Below are 24,186 nucleotides of genomic sequence, written 5' to 3'. Positions count from 1 at the left end.
GGCTTACGGCTTTCAGATGTCGGCTCTGTTATAATAAATCTTAATTCGGCCCGATTTTGCCGGCGGACTGACATCGGCGGGCAATATGCCGGGCGTATCCTGTCATTCGGCGAAGGCGGCGGAAAGCTCGCTTTCCGATGGAATGACAAGGATAAACAGCATGTTCAAAACGGTTCACTGGCTGGGTCTGTCCCTGACGCTCGCCGGCATATGCACCCTGCCGGCCCTGGCGGACGTAACTGACGCTCAAAAGACTGAAGGCCCGGCGAGACCGGCCTTCAGCGATATCGATACCAATTCGGACGGCGTGATCAGTCAGGCCGAGTTCGATGCCTTCCGCCCGAAAAGACCGGATGGGGATCATGGGCGTGGCCGCGAACATGACGGCCCCCGTGGCAGGGGCGGCCCCATGCCTTTCCACGGGGCTGACCTCAAGCGACTCGATACCGACAAGGACGGCAAGGTCAGTTTTGACGAGTTCAGCGCGCCGATGAAGGCGCATTTTGCCCGGATGGATACAAACAAGGATGGTTTCCTCGATGAGGCGGAACTGAAAGCGCCGCCCCCTCCGCCTGAAGGCGGGCCGGATGGGGATGGTCCGCCGCCACCGCCTGAAAAGTAATCCTGGAATTTTACCGCCCGGCGGTGAAAAGCGATGCCGTGGATGGCACACCTGGCCGGAGCGAAAGCTCCGGTCTTTTTTTGTGAAAAATTCTGCGACGGAAAATATCACCGCTGCCGTTTGATAGATAACGGCACAAATGGGGACTGTTCGTTCTATCCACCCTAGGAACTCAACCATGTCACGTACACTGACGTTTGTTTCCCTGATGGCGCTCGGCGCTGCCCTTGTTGGCGGTGCTGGGGCCCAGACGACTATGGATAAGCCTGCACATCAGCATCACGGCCGCGGCTTTGACGCTATGGATACCAATAAGGACGGCGTGCTCGATAAGAGCGAAGCTAAAGGTCGCCTCGCCAAGGCTTTTGACGAGATCGACTTGAACAAGGACGGCAAGGTAACGAAGGACGAACTCAAGGCTGGCTGGCAGGCGCAACGCACTGACCGTCAGGCCCAGCGTCTCGCCCGCATCGATACCGACAAGGACGGCAAGGTGTCGTGGGCTGAAAGCGAAGCGCAGGCGAAGGCCCGCTTCGATAAGGCCGACGCAAACCATGACGGTTTCCTGGATGCCTCGGAGATGACCGCCCGCAAGGGATGGCGTCATCACGACAAGGATATGGCGCCCCAACAAGGACGCTGATTGGTTTCTGTGATGTCCGTATCTCCCCGGAGCGGACGTCATAGAATTGGAGCCGTGACGGCCGCCGCCGTCACGGCTCTTTCTTTTGAAAGAGCGAAGATACGCGCAAACGTGCGCGGTCGCGCTTGCCGAAACAAGGCTGGTCGCCCTGTTTCGGAGGCATCAATTGGCGCCGTTCGGTAAGAGAATAAAAAAAGCCCGTTCGAAGTTTCGAACGGGCTTTTTTGTCAGATTTGGGAGTTGCTTTTTACAGCGCGGCCTTGACCTTGGCGACGACGTTCTCGGCGGTGATGCCGAACTCCTTGTACAGGCGATCCGCCGGGGCCGAGGCGCCGAAGCCGGTCATGCCGACGAACAGGCCGTTCTCGCCGATAAAGCGCTCCCAGCCGAACTTGGCGGCGGCTTCGACGGCAATGCGGACCGGCGCGGCGCCGATGACGGAGGCCTTGTAAGCCGCCGGTTGGGCGTCGAAGATGTCCCACGAGGGCGTCGAGACAACGCGGGTCGGGATGCCGTCGGCTTCCAGTTGCTTTTGCGCGGCGACCGCGATGGAGACTTCCGTGCCCGAAGCGAAGATGGTGGCCCTGGCTTCACCCGAAGCGGCGACCAGTTCGTAGGCGCCCTTGGCGGAGAGATCACCCGCTTGCGTGCGGACAGCCGGCACCTTCTGGCGCGACAGGACCAGCATGGACGGCCCCTTGGCCTGAATGGCGGCCTTCCAGCATTCGGCAGCCTCGACCATATCGGCCGGGCGGAAGACGTGCAGACCGGGCATGGCGCGATAGGAGGCCAGGTGCTCGACCGGCTGGTGCGTCGGGCCGTCTTCGCCGACGCCAATCGAATCGTGCGTCATGACGTGAACGACCTTTGCCCCCATCAGCGCGCCCAGGCGGATGGCCGGACGGCTGTAGTCGGAGAACACAAAGAAGGTGCCGGCATAGGGCAGGATGCCGCCGTGCAGGGCCATGCCGTTCATCGCCGCGGCCATGCCGAATTCGCGCACGCCGTAGTGGACGTAGCGGCCGGCATAGTCAGGCTCATCGAAGGGCGTCATGCCCTTGACCAGGGTATTGACCGAGCCGGTGAGGTCGGCTGAGCCGCCGATCATCGATTGCAACGTCGGGGTCAGGGCGGCCAGTGCCTTGCCGGAGCAGGAGCGGGTGGCGTCGGCCGGCTTGGTGGCGATGGCGTCGGCAATGTGCGCATCCAGAGCTGCGAAGGCATTGGCCGGCAGGTCTCCGCTCATGGCGGCGGCCAGTTCAGCACCCTTGGGGTTTGACTTGGCTTTCGCCTCCCAGTCCTTGCGCACCTTCGTGCCCTTGCGGCCGGCGGCCAGCCAGGCCTTGCTGATATTTTCCGGCAGGGTGAAGGGCGCGGCCAGCCAGTCCATATGCGCGCGGGCGGCGCGGATTTCATCATCCATCAGGTTGTAGCCGTGGCCGTGCTTGTCGCCTTCCTTGGCGCCGGCGCGGCGCGACACGGCGGTCTTGCAGGCGATCATGACCGGCTTCTGCTGCTGGGTGGCCCAGCGCATGGCGGCGGCGATCTTGGAATGATCGTGGCCGTCGACGGCCTTGACCGCCCAGCCGGCGGCCTTGAAGCGGGCGAGCTGGTCGCCGGTTTCGGCTACGGTGGCGTAACCGTCAATGGTGACATTGTTGTCGTCGAACAGGACGATCAGGTTTTTCAGCTTCAGGCGGCCGGCCAGCGAGATGGCTTCATGCGACACGCCTTCCATCAGGCAGCCGTCACCGGCGATCACCCAGGTCCTGTGGTTGACGAGATCGTCACCGAAGCGGGCATTGAGGTGGCGTTCGGCCATGGCCATGCCGACAGCGGTGGCCAGGCCCTGACCGAGCGGGCCGGTGGTGCATTCGACACCGGCGGTATGGCCGTATTCCGGGTGACCGGCAGTGGTGGAACCCCACTGGCGGAAGTTCTCGATGTCCTTCATCGAGACCGATTTGAAGCCGGTCAGGTGGAGAAGCGAATAGAGCAGCATCGAGCCGTGGCCGGCGGAGAGTACGAAGCGGTCGCGGTCGGCCCAGTCGGGGCGCGACGGATCGTACTTGAGGAACTTGGTCCACAGCACGGTGGCGACGTCGGCCATGCCCATCGGCATACCCTGGTGGCCCGACTTCGCGTTATGCACGGCTTCCATGGAAAGGACGCGGATGGCGTCGGCCATAAGGACACCGGACGGTTTTGTGGTCGGAGCGGCTGCAACAGCGCTTGTGGACATGGGTGAGTCTCTATTAAAGTGTTAACGTGGCGTGGAGATTTGCCGTGCCTTTAGCCGAACTTGCCGGCTAAGTGTAGAATTTATTGTGTTTGCAGCGCGATTCTTGCCGGGTTTGCTCCGAAAACGGACGAATCGGTGGTCGTGCGGCGTCTATCGGAGGAAAGCGGTTATGGACCATTCACCGAATCAACCGGCCGGCGGCAGCCTGAATGTCGCGGTCGATCGACTGGATCGCGCCCTTGAGGCGCTGGAGGCGCGTGTGCGGGCCTTGCAGGGAGGCGAACCCCTGCCGGCATTCACGGGTCCAGGCTCGAATGAAGAATATGAGCGCGTGCTGGCCGAGCTTGAAGAAGCGCGGGTGTCGAATGCCGAACTGGCCGCCGCCGCTTCTGCCGCGCACGCCGCCCTGGGCGCCGCCGCTGCCAATATCCGCCAGCTTGTCAGCGGAGTAGCATAATGGGCGAGGTAACGGTTCGCGTTAACAACAAGCCCTATACGGTCGGTTGCGCCGATGGCCAGGAAGGCCGTGTGCAGGAACTGGCGCGCCAGTTCGATGAGCATGTCGAGATGGTGGTTTCCGATGTCGGCTCGATCGGCGAGGTGCGGCTGTTCCTGATGGCGGCCTTGCTGATGATCGACGAGATGCAGGATCTGCGGGCGCAACTGGATGAAGCCGGTTCGGCCAATTCGCGCATGAATGCCGGCGCGCATGAGATGGAACGCAAAGCGGCCTTCGCCATCGCTGATGCCGCCGCACGGCTGGAACGGCTGCTGGGGGCGTAAGAATCTCCTCCCTACGAAGTAGGTAGGAGATTATTCTTTCTTCTTGCCGATCTTCGGTTCTTCGCCCTTCAGCAGACGGCGGATATTCTCGCGGTGGCGGATATAGATCAGCACCGCCATGAACAGCGCCATGCCGAGGAAGGGATAGGGCGCGACGTGCAGCAGGAAGGCCAGCGGCACGACCAGAGCGGCGGCCACTAACGCGCCCAGCGATGAAATGCGGAAGATAAAGGCGGTCAGCAGCCATAGCGTCGCGGCGATCAGGCCCATCGGCCAGCAGGCGGCGAACAGGGTGCCGAAGAAGGTGGCGACGCCCTTGCCGCCCTTGAATTTCAGCCACACCGGGAACAGATGGCCAAGGAAAGCGGCGCTGCCCGCCAGGGCCATTGCCGTCTGGCGAGTCTGGATATCGGCTTTCAACAACAAGACAAAGGCCAGCCCCACGGCCAGCGCGCCCTTGCCGGTGTCGCCGATAAAGGTGATGGCCGCCAGGTCCTTGCGGCCGGTGCGCAGCACATTGGTGGCGCCGATATTACCCGAACCGACCGTGCGGATATCGATGCCGGCCATCTTCGCGGCGAGATAGCCGAACGGGATCGAACCGAGCAGATAACCGCCGATAATGGATATCACGTAGATCGCGGCATCGGGAAGGGCGGGCATGGCGTTTGGTTCCTGCTTCAGAACTCCCCCTGATTTCAGGGGGAGGTGGCGCTCTTGCGCCGGAGGGGGTTAATCACCGTAGCGATAAGCACATTCTAACGACGGAATAACCCCACCCGTCGCTTCGCGCCACCCTCCCCTGAGATCAGGGGAGGTTCTTATGGAATCTCGTAGACGATACGGCCGTCCACCAGCGTTTTCAACACCTTGCCCTGTAAGGTGCGGTTTTCAAAGGGCGAGTTCTTCGATTTCGACAGGATGTCTTTTTCGCGCAAGGCAAACGGGGCGTCGATATCGACCAGGATCAGGTCAGCCGGGGCGCCCCTGGCGATGCGGCCGGCGTCGAGGCCCAGCAATTGCGCCGGATTTTGCGTCACCGTGCGCAGCAGGTCGATCAGCGGAATGTCGTTCTCGTGGTGCAGGCCGATCAGCGCCGCCAGCAGGGTTTGCAGGCCGAGCGCGCCGGGCGTGGCTTCCGAAAACGGCAGGCGCTTGTGTTCGGCCGGGGCGGGCGAATGGTTGGACACCACCACGTCGATCAGGCCGCTCGAAACGGCGTCGATCAGGGCCAGACGGTCGCGTTCGGCGCGCAGAGGCGGGTCGAGGCGGAAGAAGGTGCGGTAGTCGCCGATGTCGAGTTCGTTGAACATCAGATGGTTGATCGAGGCCGAGGCGAAAACCTCCAGCCCCTTGGCCTTGGCGCGTTCGAGCGATTGCAGGCCTTCGCGGGTCGAGACCTGATCCACTAAAAAGCGCGCGCCGGTCAGTTCGGCCAGGGCGAGGTCGCGTTCCATCATGATGCGTTCGGCCAGCGGCGAGACACCGGAGAGGCCCATGCGGGCCGCCATTTCGCCGGAGGTCGCCACCGCGCCTTCGGATAGCCACGGTTCCTTCGGGCGATGCGCCACCAGGGCGTTGAAGCCGTTGGCGTAGCTGAGGACGCGGCTGAGGATCTTGGAATTGACAATCGGCTCGTCGGCATTGGTGAAGTAAAGCGCGCCGGCCTCGGCCATCAAACCGATCTCGGCCATCTGCTGGCCCTTGAGGTTTTTGGTGGCGGCGCCGGCCGGATAGACGTGGACCAGTTGGATATCGCGGGCACGCCGGAGAATGAAATCGGCCATGGCCGGGCCGTCGATGCAGGGGCCGGTGTCGGGCTGGACGACGAAGGAGGTGACGCCTCCGGCGGCGGCGGCAAGCGAGGCCGATTTCAGGGTCTCGGCGGGTTCGTGGCCGGGTTCGCCGGTCTTGACGCGCATGTCGATCAGGCCGGGCAGGATGGCGTTTTCGTCGCAGTCGATAACGCGGATGCCGGCGTGACCGATGATCGCGCCGCGACCGAGGATGACGTCGGCGATGACGCCATCGGCGACGATGACCGAGCCAGGGCCGTCATATTCGGTGGCCGGATCGATGATGCGGGCATTAACGAAGGCGATTGCGGGAGAGTCTTTGGTCATTTTTTTGTTCCGCAATTCTTGACCGCAGTCTTGTTGTAAGCTTCGGCATAGGCGCGCGCCCTACTTTGCGTATTTGCGGTGTCTTCCGAAATAACGTCCGAAGTCTGAGTATCGTAGAAGATTACGTATTTAGATTTGGCGTCATACACGTTCATTTTTGTGCCCAAGAGCATCCATGTGTAGCCGCCGGTCGCGTATAAAATACAGGAACCCTTAGCAAAGTCCTGGTTCGCATCATTGGCAGCATTATTCGGATCAAGCTTGGCCAGTTGAACATAGTGTTTAGGCAAATCGTCAGCGAGAGACGGAGATGCAGCAGCCAGCATGATGGTAAGCATAGCTGCAACGGTTGTCGTTAAAATTGAGTGGGGCCTCATCGGTCATTCTCCAGTCGCGCAGCCAACGAGGCCAGCACAGCCATGCGGGCGGCCACACCCATCTCGACCTGATCCTGAATAAGCGAAACCGACAGATCATCGGCGATTTCCGAGTCGATCTCGACGCCACGGTTCATCGGGCCGGGGTGCATGACCTTGGCGCCGGGGGCGGCCACGGCCAGCTTTTCGCGGTCGAGGCCGAAGAAGCGGTAATATTCGCGGGCGGAGGGGATAAAAGCGCCGTCCATGCGCTCAAGCTGGAGGCGCAGCATCATGACCACATCGGCGCCGGCAATGCCTTCGCGCATGTCGTGATAGACCTCCGTGCCCCACTGATCGGCATCGCCCGGAATGAGCGTCGGCGGCCCGACAAGCCGCACATTGGCGCCCATGGCGTTGAGCAGGATGACATTGGAGCGCGCCACGCGGGAGTGGGTGACGTCGCCGCAAATGGCGATGGTCAGGCCATCGACATGACCGAAGGCACGGCGGATCGACAGCATGTCGAGCAGGGCCTGCGTCGGGTGCTGGTGCTGACCATCGCCGGCATTGACCACCGAACAGCCGACCTTTTGCGCCAGCAGGGCCGCTGCGCCGGAGGCCGAGTGGCGCACCACCAGCAGGTCGGGCTTCATGGCGTTGAGCGTGACGGCCGTATCGATCAGGGTCTCGCCCTTGGCGACCGACGAGGTCTTCATGCTCATATTTATGGTGTCGGCGCCGAGGCGCTTACCGGCCAGTTCGAAACTCGACTGCGTGCGGGTCGAGTTCTCGAAGAACATATTGACCATCGTCCGGCCCTTGAGCAGGTCCAGTTTCTTGGTCGATTGCCGGTTGAGATCGACGAAAACATCCGCCAGGTCGAGCAGGTTGGCGATATCGGGCGGATCGAGATCCTGCGCGCCGAGGAAGTGCGGCTTCGGGAAGGGGTGCAGCCGGGCGCGGATCAGTTCGTTAAAATCGGTCATGTGGCGTCATTCTTTGGTCTGCATAATGGTCATGCTGACAGAAACTGCCGGCACAGTCGTCATTATTCCGCAGGAATTGGCTTTGCCGCGTTTTTGGCGGAGAATGCCAGAAAGTACAAGCCGTAAGGACGACATATTTATGAAAAGCCAGGCACAAAAAGCGGCGGACTTCGCGGCGCTGCATGAACGGGGCTGTTTTGTCATTCCCAATCCGTGGGACCGGGGCACAGCGCGGCTGCTGGCGGGGCTGGGATTCCGCGCCCTGACCACCACCAGCGCCGGTTACGCGCGCGCATTGGGCGTCAGCGATTACCGGGCCGGGCGCGAGCATGTATTGGCGCATGTCCGTGATCTGGCATCGGCGACGGACCTGCCGCTGGCGGCGGATCTGGAAAACGGTTTTGGTCATTCACCGGAGGATTGCGCGGAAACGATTCGGCTGGGCGCGGAAGCGGGACTGGTCGGTGGCTCGATCGAGGATTTCACCGGCGACGAGCAGGTGATCTATGATTTGGCAGAGGCGGCGGACCGTATCCGGGCAGCGGCGGAAGCGGCGAAGGCGCTGCCGTTCAAATTCATGCTGGTGGCGCGCTGCGAGAACTACCTGCGGGGCCGGCCGGATCTGGCTGATACCCTCGCGCGTTTGCAGGCCTATCAGGATGCCGGCGCCGATGTGCTCTATGCGCCGGGCGTTTCCACCGCCGAAGAGATTAGGGAGATTTGCCGCGGCGTCGATCGGCCGGTGAATGTGCTGGGTGGATTAGGGGTAAAACCCTTGTCGGTGTGCGAACTGGCGGAACTGGGCGTGCGACGGGTGTCGCTCGGTAGCTGGCTGCATTCGGCGGCGATGACGGCCTTTGTCAATGCGGCGCAGGATGAAAGCTTTGGTTATGTCGCCGATCTGGTCGGCGGCGCGCAACTGGATCAATGGTTGGTGGAAGGAGCGGGGTGAACTTCTCCTCCCCTGCAAAGCGGGGGAGGTGTCGAGCAAAGCGCGGACCGCAGGTCGCAGCGCGTCGAGACGGAGGGGGCATGCCGGCGACAGGATGCCCCCTCCGTCAGCGACACCAGCCCTGCGGGCTTCGCGCTGCCACCTCCCCCGTACGCTTCGCTACAAGGGAGGAGAAAGTCTGTCACACCAGATGAAACAGCCACAAGAGCAGCGGCATGGTTACGGCGCTCAAGGTTGTGGTCAGGGCCACGATGCCGGCCATCAGGGGCGCGTCGCCGCCCATATGCCGCGCCTGGACATAGGCCGCCGCAGCACATGGGGCCGCGCCACAAGCCAGCGCAATCCCCTGCGCCATCTTATCACCACCCAGCGCATAACAGATCGACCAGGCCAGGACCGGCATGACCAGAATCTTGAACAGTGACACCAGCCCCACCAGAACCGGCCGCCGCCAGACATAGCCGAAGCTCAACCCCGCGCCGGCGAGGATCAGGCCGGTCGGGATGGCGGCCTCGCCCAGCATGTTCAGCGCCTTTTCGGCGAAGGTAATGGTGGGGACGTGAAGGCAGTTCAGCAACAGCCCGACCAGACAAGAAGCGAAGATGGGATTGGTCAGAAGCGTTTTGGCGAACCACAGGGGCGTGCGGTCGGGCGTGCCGCCTTCGGGTTCGCCCCAGCGCGCCAGCACCAGTATGCTGACCATGTTGCTGGCCGGGATGAGGGCACTGATCGCCACGGCGGACAGGCTGTTTGCGTCCCGACCGAAGATCGACGCCGCTACGGGGATGAAAACGAACGAGTTGAAGCGGATCAGGCCCTGGAAGACGCTGGTGAAGGTGGGGCCGGAGAGTTTCAGGAAGGGCCTGAGGGCAAAGCCGAAACCCGCGCCGATGACGACCGAGCCAACCACGCCGATAGTGATCGGGCCGGTGGAGAAACCGGACAGATCGGCGTGCCAGATGGCGGGGATCAGAAAACCGGGGTAGAGGACATAGATGGCGAATGTCTCGATCGGCGGCCAGACGGACAGGGGCAGGAAGCCGGATTTTTTCAGGCCATAGCCGAGGGAGATCAGCAGGAAGATCGGGACAATGCCGTTGAGGATGGTCGTCCAGGTCATTCTTTTCGCTCACGGCTGTCGCGCTGCGCGCTCGCCTTCGCGGGAGCGGCGAACGATCGCCGACGCCCGGTCGGGCGCTGAAAAAGAGCGATGCTAAACACCGGCCGCATCCTTCATCCGATCGAGCGCCCCCTGCAATATATAGGCGGCGGCGGAGCGGTCGATGACCTCGGCGCGCTTGGCGCGGGTCAGGTCGGCTTCCTCAATCAGGAAGCGGTTCATTACGGATGATGACCAGCGCTCGTCCCAGAAGGCGATAGGAAAATCACGCAGGCGCAGCAGGTTGCGGGCGAAGGCGCGGCACGACTGGCAGCGCGGGCCTTCGGTGCCGTCCATGTTGATGGGCAGGCCAATCACCATGCCGTCGGCCTCGCGCGTCGCCATCAGCTTGAACAGGCGCTCGGCCTCCAGGGTGAATTTCGACTTCCTGATCAGTTCCAGCGGCGAGGCGATGGTCAGGGAAATATCCGAAACGGCGACGCCAATGGTCTTTTCGCCCAGGTCCAGCCCCAGCAGCGCGCGGCGCGGGGACAAGGCGCCCGCCAGTTCGGTAATGTCTATAACGGCCATAGGGCGCTGCTTTGATCCTTATGGCGGCGGGAGTCAATCATTTGTGGCGCAGGGTGGCGATCAGGGTGGTTGCTGTCGATACAGTTGTTTTTGAAGGAATTGTGTGAAAATTAACAGATTAAATTTGCGTAATAAATTACGGTTATGTAATTAATGAAATCTATGTAATACATTGATCCGATTTAATAATATTCATGTTTAAATTTCATTTTGACAAGAGTAGATGTGTTTTCAGTTCTTCACCAGTATTCATCTTTCATCTGCTTAAAGGAAATTCATCATGACCCGTTCGATCCTTATCGCCACCGCCCTGTCGTTCGTCGCCCTGGCCGCTGGCGTCGCCAATGCCCAGGAGCGCCAGTCGGCGCAAATCTCGGTTTCCGCCAAACATGTCGATTTCAACAGCGCCCGCGAAACGCGCGGCTTTTACGCCAAGCTCAATGCCGCCGCCCATCAGGTCTGTACCAGCGAAGTGTCCGATCCGATGACCAGCATGGCGGATGCCGCCTGCCAACGTGAAGCCGTTACCGATGCCGTCAAGCAAATCGACGCCCCGCAACTGAGCGCGCTTGACAGCCGTTCGGATCGCGCGCCGGCCTATGCCGAGCGCAGCCAGAACAGCCGTCACAACTAAGCTGCGAAAGGAGGAGACCCATGTTACGTTCAGTTTTGGGCTTTGCCCTTCTGTCCGGCCTGTTCGCCGCACCGGCCGTCTTCGCTCAGGAACCGGGCGTGAGCAAGGTCGATATTACCTTCAAGACCCGGCAGCTTCAGGACCCGGCTCAGGCGAAAGCCGTCTATGCCCGGCTTTACAAGGTGGTCCAGTATGTTTGTCAGACCGATGGCGGTGAGGGGCCGACCTGGCGGATCGCCGATGACCGCGCCTGTGAGGACGAGGCCATGCAGGGCGCCTTGCAGCAACTCAACAGGCCTGAGTTGATGGCGCTTTACACGCCAGGCGCGCCTGAGAGGGCTTATGCCGATAGCGCCCGGCGGAAGCATTAACGTTTCTTATGTAATGGTTTCTATAAATACAGATTATATTTATATTTTTTATGACAAGTAATATTCCTTTACCTGTAGTTTCATTTGATATTTTTGAAACACGGGTATGATTTTAATAGATGTCTAAAAATTCATAATAATTCTGTTTCCATTTACTATAAATGCGCGTAAAGCGTGCGCGCCACTGTATTGCGTATCCATTTAAAATTAGAGAGGAAGAAGGTCATGCGTAGATTGATACTTTGTGCTGCCTTGTTTTCCGCCGCCGCTCTGACGACAGGAAATGTTCATGCGCAGACGGTTGAATCCGCCCAGCGGGAGGTTTCGGCCAAGGGGGTGAATTTCGAGGACGCCGGGCAGGTTCGTTTTTTCTATGCCAGGCTGAACGCGGCGGCTCATGATGTTTGCGCCAGCGAGGTCTACGATCCGATGACGCAGATGGCCGATAAGGCCTGCCAGGACGGTGCGGTGTATGACGCCGTGAGTCAGGTAAATAAGCCGCTGCTCAATAGTGTGAGCAAGCGTCCCCGTGTCGAACTAATCGCCCGCAATAGTAACGCACGGGCGGCGCTTGTTGTTTCGGGGCTTAATCAGTAGGCGTCCACGGTTTCATTGCCAACATAGGGATGTGTTTTGACAGGCTTTTGCGCGCCACCCTCTTGCCAAATCCATCCCTAGCCTTTAACCGCTCCCTAAGAAATTAAGGAGTCTGGTCATGGCCATCGATGTGGCAACCGTCAAGAAAGTGGCGTCGCTTTCCCGCCTGCGGGAAGATGAGGCGCGCCTGCAATCGCTCGCCGGCGAACTGAATGGTATCCTCGGCTGGATCGAGCAGTTGAATGAAGTCGATGTCACCGGCGTCGAGCCGATGACGACGGCGATCGAAATGCCGCAGCCGATGCGTGAAGATGTCGTCACCGATGGCGACAAGGTGCGCGAGATTGTCGCCAATGCCCCGAAGACCGTCGACGGCTTCTTTATTGTGCCGAAGGTGGTTGAGTAATGAGCGATCTGACGAAACTGACTTTGAAGGCCGCGCTTGACGGTCTGAAAGCGAAAACCTTTTCTTCCGCCGAACTGACCAGTGCCTTTATCGGCGCTATCGAAACCGCCAATCCGGCGCTCAATGCCTATGTCGAAACGACGTTCGACAAGGCGCGCGCTCAGGCCGCCGCGTCCGATGCGAAACTGGCCAGGGGCGAAGGCGGTACGCTGGAAGGCGCGCCGCTCGGCATCAAGGATCTGTACTGCACGGCCGGTGTCCGCACTACGGCCTGTTCGGGCATCCTGGAAAATTTCGTACCGACCTACGAATCGACCGTGACGCAGAACCTGTGGGATCAGGGCGCCGTCATGCTCGGCAAACTGAACATGGACGAGTTTGCTATGGGGTCGTCCAACGAAACCTCGAAGTGGGGCAATGTCGTTAATCCGTGGAAGTCGCGCGGCTCCAACGCCGAACTGACTCCCGGTGGGTCTTCCGGCGGTTCGGCCTCGGCTGTTGCAGCGGATCTGTGCCTCGCTGCCACGGCTTCGGATACCGGCGGCTCGATCCGTCAGCCCGCCGCCTTTACGGGAACTGTGGGCATCAAGCCGACCTATGGCCGCTGCTCGCGCTACGGCATGGTGGCCTTTGCTTCGTCGCTCGATCAGGCCGGCCCAATCACCAAAAATGTCGAAGACGCCGCCCTGATGTTGCAGGCCATGTGCTCGCATGACGTCAAGGATTCGACCTCGCTCGATCTGCCGATCCCGGATTTCTCGTCCTTCCTCGGCAAGTCGGTCAAGGGCCTGCGCATTGGCATCCCCGATGAGTATCGTCTCGACGGTATCCCGGCCGAGATCGACGCCCTGTGGGAACAAGGCATCGCCTGGCTGAAAGACGCCGGCGCCGAGATCGTCCGCATCTCCTTGCCGCATACCAAGTACGCCCTGCCGTGCTACTATATCATCGCCCCGGCGGAAGCCTCGTCCAACCTCGCCCGCTATGACGGTATGCGGTACGGCCATCGCGCCGAGGGCGTCACGTCCCTGACCGACGTCTATGAAATGTCGCGTTCGGAAGGCTTCGGCAAGGAGGTCAAACGCCGCATCATGATCGGCACCTATGTGCTGTCGGCCGGTTTCTATGACGCCTATTATGTCAAGGCGCTGAAGGTGCGCCGCCGTATCGCCGAGGATTTCACCAGGGCGTTCGAGCGCTGCGATGTCATCCTGACGCCCGCCACGCCATCGGCCGCCTTCGAACTGGGTGATCAGGCCAAGGCCGCCGATCCGGTCGCCATGTATCTCAATGATGTCTTTACGGTCACCACCAACCTGGCGGGTCTGCCGGGCCTGTCGGTGCCGGCGGGTCTTGACAGTCAGGGCTTGCCGCTCGGCCTGCAAGTCATCGGCAAGGCGCTGGACGAAGGCACGGTTCTGAACATCGCCTCGGTGCTGGAAAAAGCGGCGGGCTTTGGCGCCAAGCCGGCGAAGTGGTGGTAGCGCCAAACTGACAAGCCTGTTACCCTGCGCATAGCGGGGGCATATGCTCAAAAGCCTTCCGTTCTGATCGCGGGAGGCTTTTTGATGTCCGGGCGTATCCTATGCAGTTTTGTGGTTATGATGCTGGCGAGCGGGCTGGCCGCGCAGGCGCAGCAACCGGCGGCACCGGTGGAATCATCGAAGGCGGAGCTTGAAGAGTTCGCCAAGGGATGCGCCGCCGTTTACCTGATGGCGGCGGATACGGCGAAGGGCGATGATCTCAGCCAGGCCATGGTGCGCGGCGCCAGCACCGTGGATTATTACAAGCAGTCGACTGGCCACAGCCAGGAACGGGTCAATTCGGACATAACCGATATGCGCGACAAGCTGACCGAACGGCTGGCGCAAAATCCGCAACTGAGTCTGAAGGAACTGCGCGCCAATTGCGACGCCGCCTTTGCGCCAGCGGGCGGCTGAATTGTATTGCCGGCGCGCGACAAGGCCTTGCGCAATTCCCCAATTGTGCCTTACCCTGCACGCCGGGCCTCGATGGCCCTTCTCTTTCAGGAGCGGGTAAGCCCCGGCGTAAGTAATGATGTGTATGATCAGGACCGGGTGTGTTGTGTTGTCGGCACTTGCGCTGTTGGGCGCATCCGCGGCGGGTGCCCAGGAAACGCCGGCCCCGACCACGCCGGATTCAGCGGCGCCCAGTGATGCTCCCAGTGACGCAGATGTCGCCAATATGGCGCTTGTCTGCGTGGCAACCTACGATCTGGTGATTGCGAAACAACTGGCCGGACCGCAGGCCGACGCCATATCCGATGCGCGTGACCTGGCGAAATCCATTTATATGGAAGCATCCCAAAGCGATGAAGCGGCGGCGGATGACGATATCACCCGCACCGACAAGGCACTGGCGGATGCCGTCGCCAGCGGCAAGGGCAATCTCGATGAATACCATTCGACCTGCGACAGCCTGCTGATGGGGGATGAGCCGGACGATGGCGGTGATACCGGCGCTGTGATTTCCTGATCTATTGAGCGGACGGCGCCAGCCAGATATCGGACGTTTCAACAACCGGATAAGTGTTCATGCCTTCGGCGCCGGGCGGAATGGTGGCGATCTGTTCGGGGGCTGGCAGTTTGCCGAGCTGACTGGCGACGGCGGCGCTACTGCCGATCAGCGTCGTGGCGAATATGATCAGGCTGATTATCAGCACATTCGGGCGCGGCAGCTTTTCGAGTACGGGTATATTCCAGTAGACCGAATAGGTGCTGGGATGGGCTGCGTCTAACATGATCGTCACCTTGGGCTGTGTCCGGCCGAGGTTAACCATCGCCTTGTAAAATTTCACTGCCATGTATGTCCGCAAAAGTGGCCTGGCGGTTAACGGTCGTCTTTGCGCAGTCTTTATTGGACGGAATCTGGTTAAATTTGTATCCAGTTTGGATATGGCGCTTGTGTTCTGCGTGCTTTGCGGCAGTATCGGCCAAAATAATCCATAAGAACCGGAGCAGAGGATGAACCTCCCTACCGCCACCGCCCTGCCGAAACATGTTGAATTCACCATTCGTGGGGTTATCCTCGGTGTCCTGATCACACTGGTCTTCACGGCGGCGCAGGTCTATCTCGGCCTCAAGGTCGGCCTGACCTTCGCCACCTCGATTCCCGCCGCGGTTATTTCGATGGCGCTGTTGCAGGCCTTTAAAAACGCCAGCATCCAGGAAAACAACATCGTCCAGACCATCGCCTCGGCGGCGGGCACGCTGGCCTCGGTCATCTTCGTGCTGCCCGGCCTGATGATGATCGGCTGGTGGACGCATGTGCCCTTCTGGACCACCTTCGCCGCCTGCGCCGTCGGTGGCGTTCTGGGCGTCATGTACACCGTGCCGCTGCGCCGCGCCTTGGTGACGCAATCGTCGCTGCCCTATCCGGAAGGTGTGGCGGCGGCGGAGGTTTTGCGTGTCGGTACCACCTCGCGCGAGGGCGGCGCCGAGGGCAAGGCCGGATTGTGGGCGATTATCTGGGGCAGTCTGTTTTCCGCCTTTTACGCGGCCCTGGCGGCGGCGAAACTGATGGCGGGCGAGGTCGCCAAATATGTCAAGGTGGGGGGCGGGGCTACCGGACTTGGCGGTTCGGCCTCGCTGGCGCTGCTGGGTGCGGGGCATCTGATGGGGATTACGGTTGGCATCGCCATGCTGGTCGGGCTGGCCATCGCCTGGGGCGTTTGCGTGCCGATCCTGACTGCCCTGACGCCGATGCCCGATCTGTCGGTGGCCGAACACGCTGGTAAGGTGTGGGGCACGCAGGTGCGTTTCCTCGGCGCGGGCGCTATCGGCGCGGCGGCCATCTGGACGCTGGGCAAGCTGATCACGCCGGTGTGGAGCGGGCTGATGTCGGCCGTGGAGGCGGGCAAGGCGCGCAAGCTTGAGGGCGCGGTCATCGCCCGTACCGAACAGGACCTGCCGGTGTGGATCATGGGGCTGGTGGTGCTGATCGCGCTGGTGCCGGCCGGCTGGCTGCTGGCCAATTTCGTCGTGGGTGGGCCGCTGGCCCATCTGGCCGTGCCGCTGGTGATCAGCGGCGTTTTGTATATCGTTGTGGCGGGGATGCTGGCCGCCGCCGTCTGCGGCTATATGGCGGGGCTGATCGGATCGTCCAACTCGCCGGTTTCCGGCATCGCCATCCTGACGGTGCTTGGCTCGGCGCTGATCACCGGCATGATCGGCTTTGGCTTCACCGGTCCGGATACCGGTACGGCGCTGGTCGCTTTCGCCTTGCTGGTCACCACGGTGGTGCTGGCGGTGGCGGTGATCGGCAACGACAATCTGCAAGATCTGAAAACCGGCCAACTGGTCGACGCTACGCCCTGGAAACAGCAGGTGGCGTTGATCATCGGTATCTTCGCCGGTGCGCTCATCGTGCCGCCGGTGCTGGAATTGCTCAACAATTCAAATGGTTTTTACGGCGATCCCAACTATCACGGCATTACCGGCGACCGGCTCGACGCCCCGCAGGCCATGCTGATCTCGACTCTCGCCAAGGGGGTGATCGGTCATGATCTCGATTGGGGCCTGCTCGGCATTGGCGCGGCCATCGGCATCGGGCTTGTGGTGGCCGATATCGTGATCCGCAGGCTCAGCAATGGCCGCTTCAGCCTGCCGCCGCTGGGTGTCGGGCTGGCCATCTATCTGCCCAGTTCGGTGACCGTGCCGGTGGTGATCGGCGCCTTCGCCGGCTGGCTCTACGAGCGCGTCATGCGTGACCGGACGGTGGGCGGCAAAAGCTTCGCAGCCCCGGCGCGAAGGCTGGGCGTGTTGATCGCTTCGGGTTTCATTGTCGGGGAAAGCCTGTTCAATGTGGCGCTGGCTGGGATTATTGTTTTGACCGGCAAGGCCGCGCCGCTGGCGGCGCCTTTCGCCAGCTTCTGGCCGGGCGAGGGCGTCGGCATGGCCATCGCCGTCGTTCTGGCGGCTGTGGGCGTGTTCGGGCTTTATCGCTGGGCGGCGGGCGCGGCGAAAAAGGTGATGAGCGGGGCCGGATGACGGCGAACCCTAACAGGATTTGTAAATAGGCCGTTTGCCGGGGCTGGGATAGCATCGTTCCATCAATTTGGGGAGATGCGGTATGTTTACGTCCATGAGAAGCGTCTGGCGCAAGGCTGCCGGTGTGGCGGCGCTGGCCTTTATGCTGGCGCCCATGACAGGCCATGCCGAATGGAACGCCGCCAATGACGAGGCCAACCGTCAGCGCATGATGAGCGATATGCGTTCGAATGCCGCCGCCGCCGACCGGCGCAGCTTTGAATCGCAGCAGCGTTCCAGCAGCGGCTATACCAGCCGCACCGATTCCGGTGCGTCCTACAGCGGCGCTTCCAGTGGTGGCGGCTATCAGTACAAGCCGTATGAATATGTGCCGCAAGGTCCGAAAAGCGTTGTGGCCACCTATTATTTCACCGTTCGCGTGCAGGAAACTGAGGGGCAGACGATCGCCCGCCTGCAATCCGAGGCCGCCGGCGGCAATGCGCAGTCGCAATTCGACCTGGGGCGCGTCTATTACACCGGATATGGCGTGCCGGCCGATAATATGCAGGCGCGCAAATGGTTCTGCGAGGCGGCCAAACAGGATCACCCGATCGCCAAATCGCAATGCGCCGGCATGATGTATAACGGGCAGGGCGGCCCCGAAGATACGGCGCAGGCCATGCTGTATCTGAAAGAGGCGGCCAGCAAGGGCGACCCTTACGGTCAGGCCCTGTATGGCTTTTTCACTCTTGCCGAAGCGGCGCACCGCGGAGAGGTCGACGCCCCCTTGCCGGAGGCGATCGCTTATCTGGTCAAGGCGGCGGATCAGGGGCAGTTGGTCGCGCAGGCCACGCTCGGCACGGTCGTTTATTTTTATGGCACGAACGGCGCGGCGCAGGATGTGCCCAGGGCGGTGGGATATATCCGTCTGGCGGCCGCGCAGAATGACCCGCTGTCCATGGATATGCTGGGGATGATGTATGTGTCGGGCGCGAACGGCGTCGAACGCAATCCTGCCGAGGGCGTGCGCCTGCTGAAAGCCGCCGCTGCTGCCGGAAAGGCCGATGCCGCCGGTGTTCTGGCCATCCTGATCAGCGCCGATGATTTCGGTATGCGTGACGATGCCGCCGCCTTCGCCTATGCGCAGCAGGCGGCGCGCGGGGGTGACAAGCAGGGGCAGGTGGTGCTGGCCAAGTTCTATTATTTCGGCCAGGGCACGGACAAGAATATTGTCGAGGCCGCGCGCTGGTTTACCGCCGCCGCCGCACAGGGCGATCCGGAATCGATGGAGGCCCTGAAAGAAGCCGATCTCGCCGAAGCCGCCAAACAGCTATAAACAAGGAAACCCAATGAAAAGACCAATCGCTGCGGCTATAATCGCCATTCTGATGATCGCGCCCGCCGCTCAGGCGCAAGACCCGAATATCTGTCCGATCCTGCGCACCGTACTGGACGCGTCGGTCACGCATTTCAAGTCGATCAAGGGCAAGAAAATCGAATCCGACACCTGGAAGGTGACGTCAAACCTGCCCTATGCTGACAATTGCCATATAGATAATGTTCTGGATCCGGAGATCCGTTACACATGTTTCTTCAGTGCGGCGGATCGTTCCGCCACGCCGGAGACACTGAAAACCATGGGTAGCGGTTACACTGAGAATATTGCCGCTTGCCGGCCGGAATTTGTGCGTGCGGCAAACGCCTATGTTCCCGACACGACCGATTTCAGCGATGCGACCGGAGTCAGGGTTTCCGTGACGGTCTACAGTGATTTTTTCACGGTCAGCGTAAGCGAGCCACAAAGCTGATCAGGCGAAGCACAAAAATTTGCGCAAAGGATGCTTGCCCTTCTCGCCCAAACCTCGTTAAATTGTGACCATGAGCAATACAGCTGACCGCCCCGTCATCAACCCCATTCCGGCCGATGGCATCACTTATTATCTGCATCCGCATCCGCGTTCGCCCTTTTCGGAGGCCGTTCAGGTCGGGCAGGTGCTTTACCTGTCCGCGATGATTGGCCTCGATGAAAACGGCAAGCTGGCCGAAGGCTTCGAAAACGAAGTGAAGTTCATCATGAGCAATACGGCGGATATCCTGAAGCGCTACGGCCTGGGCCTGGAGCATATCTTCAAGGCCACGGTCATGCTGACGGACATCACAAAGTGGGGCGATTTCAACCGCCTCTACAAGCCCTACTTCCATCCGGCGCAACTGCCGGTGCGGACGGCGTTCGGCGTCACCAACCTGGCTTACGACGCCACGGTCGAGATCGAATTCTGGGTGCATGTGCCGGTCAGCACTGAGGTTTAAAAAAAACGCCTCCCGAAAGGGCGGCGTTTTTTTCGTTAAGCCAGCATCTTCTTCACGAAGGCGACGTAGCCGTCCATCCAGCCTTGCAGGAATTTTTCGGTGCCAGGGTTGAAATCGCCGTCTTCGGTGAAGAAGCCGTCCTTGACCGTCAGATAGATTTCCGGGCCGGAAAAGACGGTAACCCCAACAGCGGCCAGCACATCGCGGGCATGCGCCTGCATGACGGCGGTACCTATGGCGCCCGGCGTGGCGCCGAACAGGCCGCCGGGTTTCTTGCCCCAGCCGTTATGACCATTGGGTTTCGAAGCGATATCGATGGCATTTTTCAGCACGCCGGGGATCGAGCGGTTATATTCCGGCGAAATAAACAGGTAGCCTTGGGCGGCCGCGACTTCGGCGCGGAACTTCACGACGGCCGGCGGCGGGCTGTCCTCAAAATCGAAATTGTAGTGCGGCAGATCACCGATTTCGATGAAACGGAAGGTGAGGCCCGGCGCGTTCAGCCGGACAACGGCCTGGGCCACCTTGCGGTTGATCGACTCCCTGCGCAGGCTGCCGACGATAACGGCGATGGTGATATCACTCATAAGGCTCTCCCTGATTAAACGAGACGCTGTTTGAGGAAGGCCAGAACCAGAATCTCCTCGGTCGTCAGTTGTTCATACTGCGCCTGAAGCGTCTTGTCGATTTCGCCGGTGATCTGTTCAATCAGGCTGCCATCGAAATAGGCGTCGATGATCTGCGGATGGATATAGCTTTTGCGGCAGACGGTCGGGGTATTGCCAAGCTTTTTCGCCACATGCTCGATGGCGGCGACCACATTCTTTTTTGCCTGCGCTTCAGTGTCGTATTCCGCATAGTCCTGCAGGGCCATGGCGGCCAAAACCGTGCCGGTCCAGGTGCGGAAGTCCTTGGCGGTGAAGGGCTCACCGGTTATGGATTTCAGGTAGGCGTTGACGTCGCCGGAGGTGACGTCGCGCACCACGCCGGTGTCATCGATATATTTGAACAGTTCCTGGCCGTCGATATCGGCGCAGGCCCGCACCACGCGGGCGATGCGGCGGTCGGTCAGTTTCAGGTTCCACGCCTTGCCCGACTTGCCCATGAACTGAAAGCGAATGGTATGGCCGCTGACATCGACATGGTGGTGCCGCAGGGTGGTCAGGCCGTAGGATTTGTTGTGTTTGGCATATTCGCCGTTGCCGATGCGGATCAGGGTCTTTTCCAGCAGGGTGACGACGGTGGCCAGCACCTTGTCACGCGTCAGGCCGCGTTGCGACATGTGTTCGGCGGTGACGGCGCGCAGTTTCGGCAGGAACTCGCCAAAGGCCAGGATATGGCTGAACTTCGAGCTGTCGCGGAGGGTGCGCCAGTCGGGATGATAGCGGTATTGCTTGCGGCCCCTAGCATCCAGCCCCGTCGCCTGCATATGGCCATTGGCCAGCGGGCAGATCCAGACCTTCGTATAGGCGGGCGGAATGGCCAGTTTGCGGATGCGGGCAATGACGGCCTCGTCACGGATGCGCTCGCCCCTGGTATCGTAAAAATGGAAAGACTTGCCGTAGCGCTTGCGCGTAAAACCGGGCTTTGAGTCGGTGACATAACGCAGCCCTTGAGCGCGGGCCTGGGCTTCGCAGTCGGTAAAATCGATATCGAGGAGGGCGGCGGTTTTCATGCCCATACGCTGCGATGGCCGACCAGCGGAAAGCGATGGGAAGATGCGCGGAATTTTATAGGCGGCGCGTAAATCCCGTGGCATGGTATGGCCCGGCCGGGACAATATCACAGGAGTCATACCATGACCAAACCCGATATGCCGCAGGTGAGCGATTTCAGGCCGGAAGTGCTGCAACTGTTCGACAAGTATGTGCATGGGGTGATCGACCGGCGCGGATTTCTCAGCCACTGTGCGCAATATACCGCCGGCGCCGCCGGAGCGGTGGCGACCCTGGCGGCGCTGACGCCCGATTTCGCCCGTGCCCAGCAGATCAGGCCGGATGATGCGCGGATCAGAACGGACTGGATCGAAATCGCTTCGCCCGCCGGTTACGGTACGATCAAGGCTTATATGACGCGCCCCGTAGATGCCGCGAAGCCCCTGCCGGTGGTGCTGGTGGCGCATGAGAACCGCGGGCTTAATCCGCATATCGAGGATATTGCCCGCCGACTGGCTTTGGATAATTTTATTGCCATCGCACCGGACGCCCTGACGACACTGGGCGGTTATCCGGGTGATGAGGACAAGGCGCGCGAGCTTTTCGGCAAGCTGGATCAGGCGAAGACGCGTGAGGATTTCGTGGCGGCGGCGGGATATGCCTTGAAGTTTGATGACGGCAATGGCGCGCTGGGTGCGGTCGGCTTCTGCTATGGCGGCGGCATTGCCAATTTGCTCGCCACCCGCATTCCCGAACTGAAGGCCGCTGTGCCTTTCTATGGCGCACCGCCGCCGCTTGAGGCCGTGCCGAATATCAAGGCCGAACTGTTGCTCAATTTCGCCGGCAATGATGAGCGGGTTAATGCGCAATGGCCGGCCTATGAAGCGGCGCTCAAAGCGGCGGCTATTCGCTATCATGCGTTTGTCTATGACGGCGTTGAGCATGGGTTCAACAACGACACCACGCCGCGTTATAACGCCGAGGCGGCGAAGCTGGCCTGGACGCGGACGCTGGCGCTTTTCAACCGCACCCTGCGCGGCTGATCGGCGTCATTTTTTCTTCGCCGGCGGACTGACCGATTTGAGATAGGCGATCAGGTCGGCGCGGTCTTGCGGGTTGGGGACGCGGATGCCCATGGCCGTGCCGCGCGCCATGGCGGGCGGATTGGTCAGCCATTTGTCGAGGGTCTGCGCGTTCCAGACGACATTCAGGCCCTTGAGCGCGTCACTGTAAGCATAACCGGAAACGCCGGCGGATTTGCGTCCGAAAACGCCCCGGTGCATGGGGCCGATGCGGTTGGCGTCGAGCGAATGGCAGGCGGTGCAGCGCTGCTGGTACAGTTTCGCGCCGCGCGCCGCATCGCCTGTCAGTTGGGCGGCGGCGGGCAAGGGGCACAGCAGGATTATAGTGGCCAGCATAAGCGGCAGGCGCATGACGGACTCCGGTAAAAAGGAAAAAATCCCCTGTCCGCCGGGGGGGCTGACGGACAGGGGCGGGAACAGGTGCTGCCGTCCGCCCGGATGAGGGAAAGCGGACGACGGCGCTAGGCCCCGAACATCAGAGCCTGGGTGGGGATAGGCTCGCCGAGCGCATTGCCGAGGATGGCGGCGTGGAAAGCTTCGTCGCCGGCCATGCGCGCGGCCACCTGATGATAGGCGTCACCCAGCGAAGGGATCAGGCCGAGATAGGCATTGGCGGCGCCGCGTTCGAGGCCGAGCGCCAGGCGCAGTACATCCGTCTGGTTCTTCAGGGCGGCGACGTTCAGTTCCCTGATATAGTCGGCCTCCGTCTTGGCGGCGACCGGCTTGCCGCCCAGCGCCTCGACCGCCTTGATCAGTTCGTCGCGGTGCTGCATGTGGTGGCCGCGGAAGGTGACGCCGATGGAGACGACGGCCGGCTGGAGCAGACCGCTGCCGGCGGCGATGGTGTAGGCGGCGATGCCTTCGTGTTCGAGCGCGATGGCGGCGTTGAGGATCTGGATATCCTGCGCGGCGTCGGCCTTGGGGGCGGTCGCGGCCAGGACGCTTGTGCCGGTGCCGAGCATGGCGGCCAGGCCGGCGGCGGTGAGGGTGCCGCCCAGCAGCAGGCCGCGGCGATTCGAGGTTTCAGGTATCATTTTGTCTCTCCCGTGTTGGGGCACAGCGCGCCCAATGCCCGCTGTGTCATGCGTTCGCAATCAGGTCCGGCGAAACGGAACGTGCCGCCGAGCGCGGCTTTCACCTGCGGATCGAGGGCCTCGCGCAGACGGCTCCGCGCCCGCGACAGCCGCGACTTGACGGTCTGCGGCAGGATATCGAGCGCCTGGGCGGTATCCTCGACGCTCATCTCCTCGATGTCGCGCAGGATGAAAACGGTGCGGAAGGCTTCGGGTAATTGCGCCACGGCAACCTCCAAAGCCTTCGACAGCTCCGAGCGCAGCACCTGCGATTCCGGCGAGGCGCTGCCGCTCTGGCCGCGATAATCTTCCAGCATGACGACCTCGCTGCGATCGAGATTAAGCTTGCGCCGTTGGGCGGTGCGTTTGCGGCCGAGCGCTTCATTGATGACGATGCGCGTCAGCCAGGTCGAGAGCGAGGCTGTGCCATTGAAGGGCGATGATCCGGTAAAGGCTTTCACATAGGTGTCCTGTATGCAGTCCTCGGCGTCGGGGCGGTTTTTCAGGATGCTCCAGGCGGCGCGGAAAAGACGCTGGTTGTTGCGGGTGGTGATCAGGCGCACGGCCAGCGGATCGCGGTTGCGCGCCAGATCGCTGAGGGCGATATCGGGCAGGCTGTCATAATCGAGGGCGGTGGCGTGCATGGTTTTATTCCCGTTTTGCAGAGTTG

General features: G+C 61.3%; 30 protein-coding genes. 17 read left to right on the top strand and 13 right to left on the bottom strand.

Annotated elements, in window-relative coordinates; all coding sequences use genetic code 11:
- The first annotated feature begins 160 nt into the window (after positions 1-160).
- Both VL130_RS13610 and VL130_RS13605 read left to right on the top strand, forming a co-directional pair.
- The gene (locus tag VL130_RS13610) at positions 161-622 is read left to right on the top strand and encodes an EF-hand domain-containing protein (protein ID WP_325363471.1); all 462 of its coding nucleotides are present in this window, start codon (positions 161-163) and stop codon (positions 620-622) included.
- A gap of 178 nt (positions 623-800) precedes the next feature.
- A complete protein-coding gene (locus tag VL130_RS13605; protein WP_325363470.1) occupies positions 801-1,265 on the top strand; it encodes an EF-hand domain-containing protein in 465 nt (154 codons plus the stop codon).
- A 247-nt stretch (positions 1,266-1,512) separates the two neighbouring features.
- Here the strand turns inward: VL130_RS13605 and tkt are convergent, their stop codons facing one another.
- Positions 1,513-3,507, bottom strand: a complete 1,995-nt coding sequence (gene tkt / locus VL130_RS13600) for a transketolase (protein WP_414636283.1) — start codon at positions 3,505-3,507, stop codon at positions 1,513-1,515.
- A 169-nt stretch (positions 3,508-3,676) separates the two neighbouring features.
- Here tkt and VL130_RS13595 point away from each other — a divergent pair, with 169 nt between their 5' ends.
- Complete coding sequence (locus VL130_RS13595) at positions 3,677-3,964, top strand: hypothetical protein (RefSeq protein ID WP_325363469.1); 288 nt, start codon at positions 3,677-3,679, stop codon at positions 3,962-3,964.
- Entirely contained in the window at positions 3,964-4,290 is a 327-nt protein-coding gene (locus tag VL130_RS13590; RefSeq protein WP_325363468.1) for a cell division protein ZapA, read from the top strand. The genes VL130_RS13595 and VL130_RS13590 overlap by 1 nt, the downstream gene beginning before the upstream one ends.
- Positions 4,291-4,320: 30 nt before the next feature.
- On the opposite strand, the gene plsY is transcribed toward VL130_RS13590, so the two are convergent.
- From plsY to VL130_RS13570, 4 genes are all read right to left on the bottom strand, one after another.
- Positions 4,321-4,953, bottom strand: coding sequence for a glycerol-3-phosphate 1-O-acyltransferase PlsY (gene plsY / locus VL130_RS13585; RefSeq protein ID WP_325363467.1), 633 nt, complete (start codon positions 4,951-4,953; stop codon positions 4,321-4,323).
- A 158-nt stretch (positions 4,954-5,111) separates the two neighbouring features.
- Complete coding sequence (gene pyrC / locus VL130_RS13580; protein ID WP_325363466.1) at positions 5,112-6,413, bottom strand: dihydroorotase; 1,302 nt, start codon at positions 6,411-6,413, stop codon at positions 5,112-5,114.
- On the bottom strand, positions 6,410-6,739 hold the full coding sequence (locus VL130_RS13575; RefSeq protein WP_325363465.1) for a hypothetical protein: 330 nt from the start codon (positions 6,737-6,739) through the stop codon (positions 6,410-6,412). The genes pyrC and VL130_RS13575 overlap by 4 nt, the downstream gene beginning before the upstream one ends.
- A 47-nt stretch (positions 6,740-6,786) precedes the next feature.
- A complete protein-coding gene (locus VL130_RS13570) occupies positions 6,787-7,758 on the bottom strand; it encodes an aspartate carbamoyltransferase catalytic subunit (RefSeq protein ID WP_325363464.1) in 972 nt (323 codons plus the stop codon).
- Between the two features lie 139 nt (positions 7,759-7,897).
- Between VL130_RS13570 and VL130_RS13565 the strand changes: the two genes are divergently transcribed.
- Positions 7,898-8,710, top strand: a complete 813-nt coding sequence (locus VL130_RS13565) for an isocitrate lyase/phosphoenolpyruvate mutase family protein (RefSeq protein ID WP_325363463.1) — start codon at positions 7,898-7,900, stop codon at positions 8,708-8,710.
- 181 nt (positions 8,711-8,891) lie between these two features.
- On the opposite strand, the gene VL130_RS13560 is transcribed toward VL130_RS13565, so the two are convergent.
- Together VL130_RS13560 and ruvX are read right to left on the bottom strand one after the other, a co-directional pair.
- Positions 8,892-9,830, bottom strand: a complete 939-nt coding sequence (locus tag VL130_RS13560) for an AEC family transporter (RefSeq protein ID WP_325363462.1) — start codon at positions 9,828-9,830, stop codon at positions 8,892-8,894.
- Between the two features lie 93 nt (positions 9,831-9,923).
- A complete protein-coding gene (gene ruvX, locus VL130_RS13555) occupies positions 9,924-10,400 on the bottom strand; it encodes a Holliday junction resolvase RuvX (RefSeq protein WP_325363461.1) in 477 nt (158 codons plus the stop codon).
- 280 nt (positions 10,401-10,680) lie between these two features.
- Here ruvX and VL130_RS13550 point away from each other — a divergent pair, with 280 nt between their 5' ends.
- From VL130_RS13550 to VL130_RS13520, 7 genes are all read left to right on the top strand, one after another.
- The gene (locus tag VL130_RS13550) at positions 10,681-11,034 is read left to right on the top strand and encodes a UrcA family protein (RefSeq protein WP_325363460.1); all 354 of its coding nucleotides are present in this window, start codon (positions 10,681-10,683) and stop codon (positions 11,032-11,034) included.
- A 20-nt stretch (positions 11,035-11,054) separates the two neighbouring features.
- Entirely contained in the window at positions 11,055-11,405 is a 351-nt protein-coding gene (locus tag VL130_RS13545; RefSeq protein WP_325363459.1) for a UrcA family protein, read from the top strand.
- 225 nt (positions 11,406-11,630) lie between these two features.
- Entirely contained in the window at positions 11,631-12,002 is a 372-nt protein-coding gene (locus tag VL130_RS13540) for a UrcA family protein (protein WP_325363458.1), read from the top strand.
- Between the two features lie 118 nt (positions 12,003-12,120).
- Complete coding sequence (gatC, locus tag VL130_RS13535) at positions 12,121-12,408, top strand: Asp-tRNA(Asn)/Glu-tRNA(Gln) amidotransferase subunit GatC (protein ID WP_325363457.1); 288 nt, start codon at positions 12,121-12,123, stop codon at positions 12,406-12,408.
- Positions 12,408-13,892, top strand: a complete 1,485-nt coding sequence (gene gatA, locus VL130_RS13530; RefSeq protein WP_325363456.1) for an Asp-tRNA(Asn)/Glu-tRNA(Gln) amidotransferase subunit GatA — start codon at positions 12,408-12,410, stop codon at positions 13,890-13,892. The genes gatC and gatA overlap by 1 nt, the downstream gene beginning before the upstream one ends.
- Before the next feature lie 84 nt (positions 13,893-13,976).
- Positions 13,977-14,348: a hypothetical protein gene (locus tag VL130_RS13525; protein WP_325363455.1), complete on the top strand. Its 372-nt coding sequence runs from the start codon at positions 13,977-13,979 to the stop codon at positions 14,346-14,348.
- 145 nt (positions 14,349-14,493) lie between these two features.
- A complete protein-coding gene (locus VL130_RS13520) occupies positions 14,494-14,904 on the top strand; it encodes a hypothetical protein (RefSeq protein ID WP_325363454.1) in 411 nt (136 codons plus the stop codon).
- Between the two features lies 1 nt (position 14,905).
- Here the strand turns inward: VL130_RS13520 and VL130_RS13515 are convergent, their stop codons facing one another.
- Positions 14,906-15,169 (bottom strand): hypothetical protein, encoded by a 264-nt coding sequence (locus VL130_RS13515; protein ID WP_325363453.1) that lies wholly within the window; start codon positions 15,167-15,169, stop codon positions 14,906-14,908.
- Positions 15,170-15,392: 223 nt separating this feature from the next.
- On the opposite strand from VL130_RS13515, the gene VL130_RS13510 reads away from it, so the two are divergent.
- The 4 genes from VL130_RS13510 (at position 15,393) to VL130_RS13495 (ending at position 19,706) form a co-directional block, all read left to right on the top strand.
- On the top strand, positions 15,393-17,417 hold the full coding sequence (locus VL130_RS13510) for an OPT family oligopeptide transporter (RefSeq protein ID WP_325363452.1): 2,025 nt from the start codon (positions 15,393-15,395) through the stop codon (positions 17,415-17,417).
- An 82-nt stretch (positions 17,418-17,499) separates the two neighbouring features.
- The gene (locus VL130_RS13505) at positions 17,500-18,732 is read left to right on the top strand and encodes a tetratricopeptide repeat protein (protein WP_325363451.1); all 1,233 of its coding nucleotides are present in this window, start codon (positions 17,500-17,502) and stop codon (positions 18,730-18,732) included.
- 13 nt (positions 18,733-18,745) lie between these two features.
- Positions 18,746-19,204 carry a hypothetical protein gene (locus tag VL130_RS13500; RefSeq protein WP_325363450.1) on the top strand — a complete coding sequence of 153 codons (459 nt, stop codon included), beginning with the start codon at positions 18,746-18,748 and terminating at the stop codon, positions 19,202-19,204.
- Between the two features lie 70 nt (positions 19,205-19,274).
- Entirely contained in the window at positions 19,275-19,706 is a 432-nt protein-coding gene (locus VL130_RS13495; RefSeq protein WP_325363449.1) for a RidA family protein, read from the top strand.
- Positions 19,707-19,741: 35 nt separating this feature from the next.
- On the opposite strand, the gene VL130_RS13490 is transcribed toward VL130_RS13495, so the two are convergent.
- Positions 19,742-20,293, bottom strand: coding sequence for an NAD(P)H-dependent oxidoreductase (locus VL130_RS13490; protein WP_325363448.1), 552 nt, complete (start codon positions 20,291-20,293; stop codon positions 19,742-19,744).
- Between the two features lie 14 nt (positions 20,294-20,307).
- On the bottom strand, positions 20,308-21,465 hold the full coding sequence (locus tag VL130_RS13485; RefSeq protein ID WP_325363447.1) for a DNA topoisomerase IB: 1,158 nt from the start codon (positions 21,463-21,465) through the stop codon (positions 20,308-20,310).
- Positions 21,466-21,504: 39 nt separating this feature from the next.
- Between VL130_RS13485 and VL130_RS13480 the strand changes: the two genes are divergently transcribed.
- Entirely contained in the window at positions 21,505-22,404 is a 900-nt protein-coding gene (locus VL130_RS13480; RefSeq protein WP_325363446.1) for a dienelactone hydrolase family protein, read from the top strand.
- Positions 22,405-22,410: 6 nt separating this feature from the next.
- Here VL130_RS13480 and VL130_RS13475 read toward each other — a convergent pair whose 3' ends face one another.
- From VL130_RS13475 to VL130_RS13465, 3 genes are all read right to left on the bottom strand, one after another.
- The gene (locus VL130_RS13475) at positions 22,411-22,794 is read right to left on the bottom strand and encodes a c-type cytochrome (protein WP_325363445.1); all 384 of its coding nucleotides are present in this window, start codon (positions 22,792-22,794) and stop codon (positions 22,411-22,413) included.
- A 110-nt stretch (positions 22,795-22,904) separates the two neighbouring features.
- Positions 22,905-23,477, bottom strand: coding sequence for a ferritin-like domain-containing protein (locus tag VL130_RS13470; RefSeq protein WP_325363444.1), 573 nt, complete (start codon positions 23,475-23,477; stop codon positions 22,905-22,907).
- Positions 23,474-24,160: an RNA polymerase sigma factor gene (locus VL130_RS13465; protein ID WP_325363443.1), complete on the bottom strand. Its 687-nt coding sequence runs from the start codon at positions 24,158-24,160 to the stop codon at positions 23,474-23,476. Before VL130_RS13465 ends, VL130_RS13470 begins: the two co-directional genes overlap by 4 nt.
- Between the last annotated feature and the right edge of the window lie 26 nt (positions 24,161-24,186).

This window comes from Asticcacaulis sp. (assembly GCF_035497195.1).
Taxonomy (GTDB): Bacteria; Pseudomonadota; Alphaproteobacteria; order Caulobacterales; family Caulobacteraceae; genus Asticcacaulis.
Note: the sequence above shows the minus strand (reverse complement) of the source record. Positions and strands in the feature narration are given on the sequence as shown.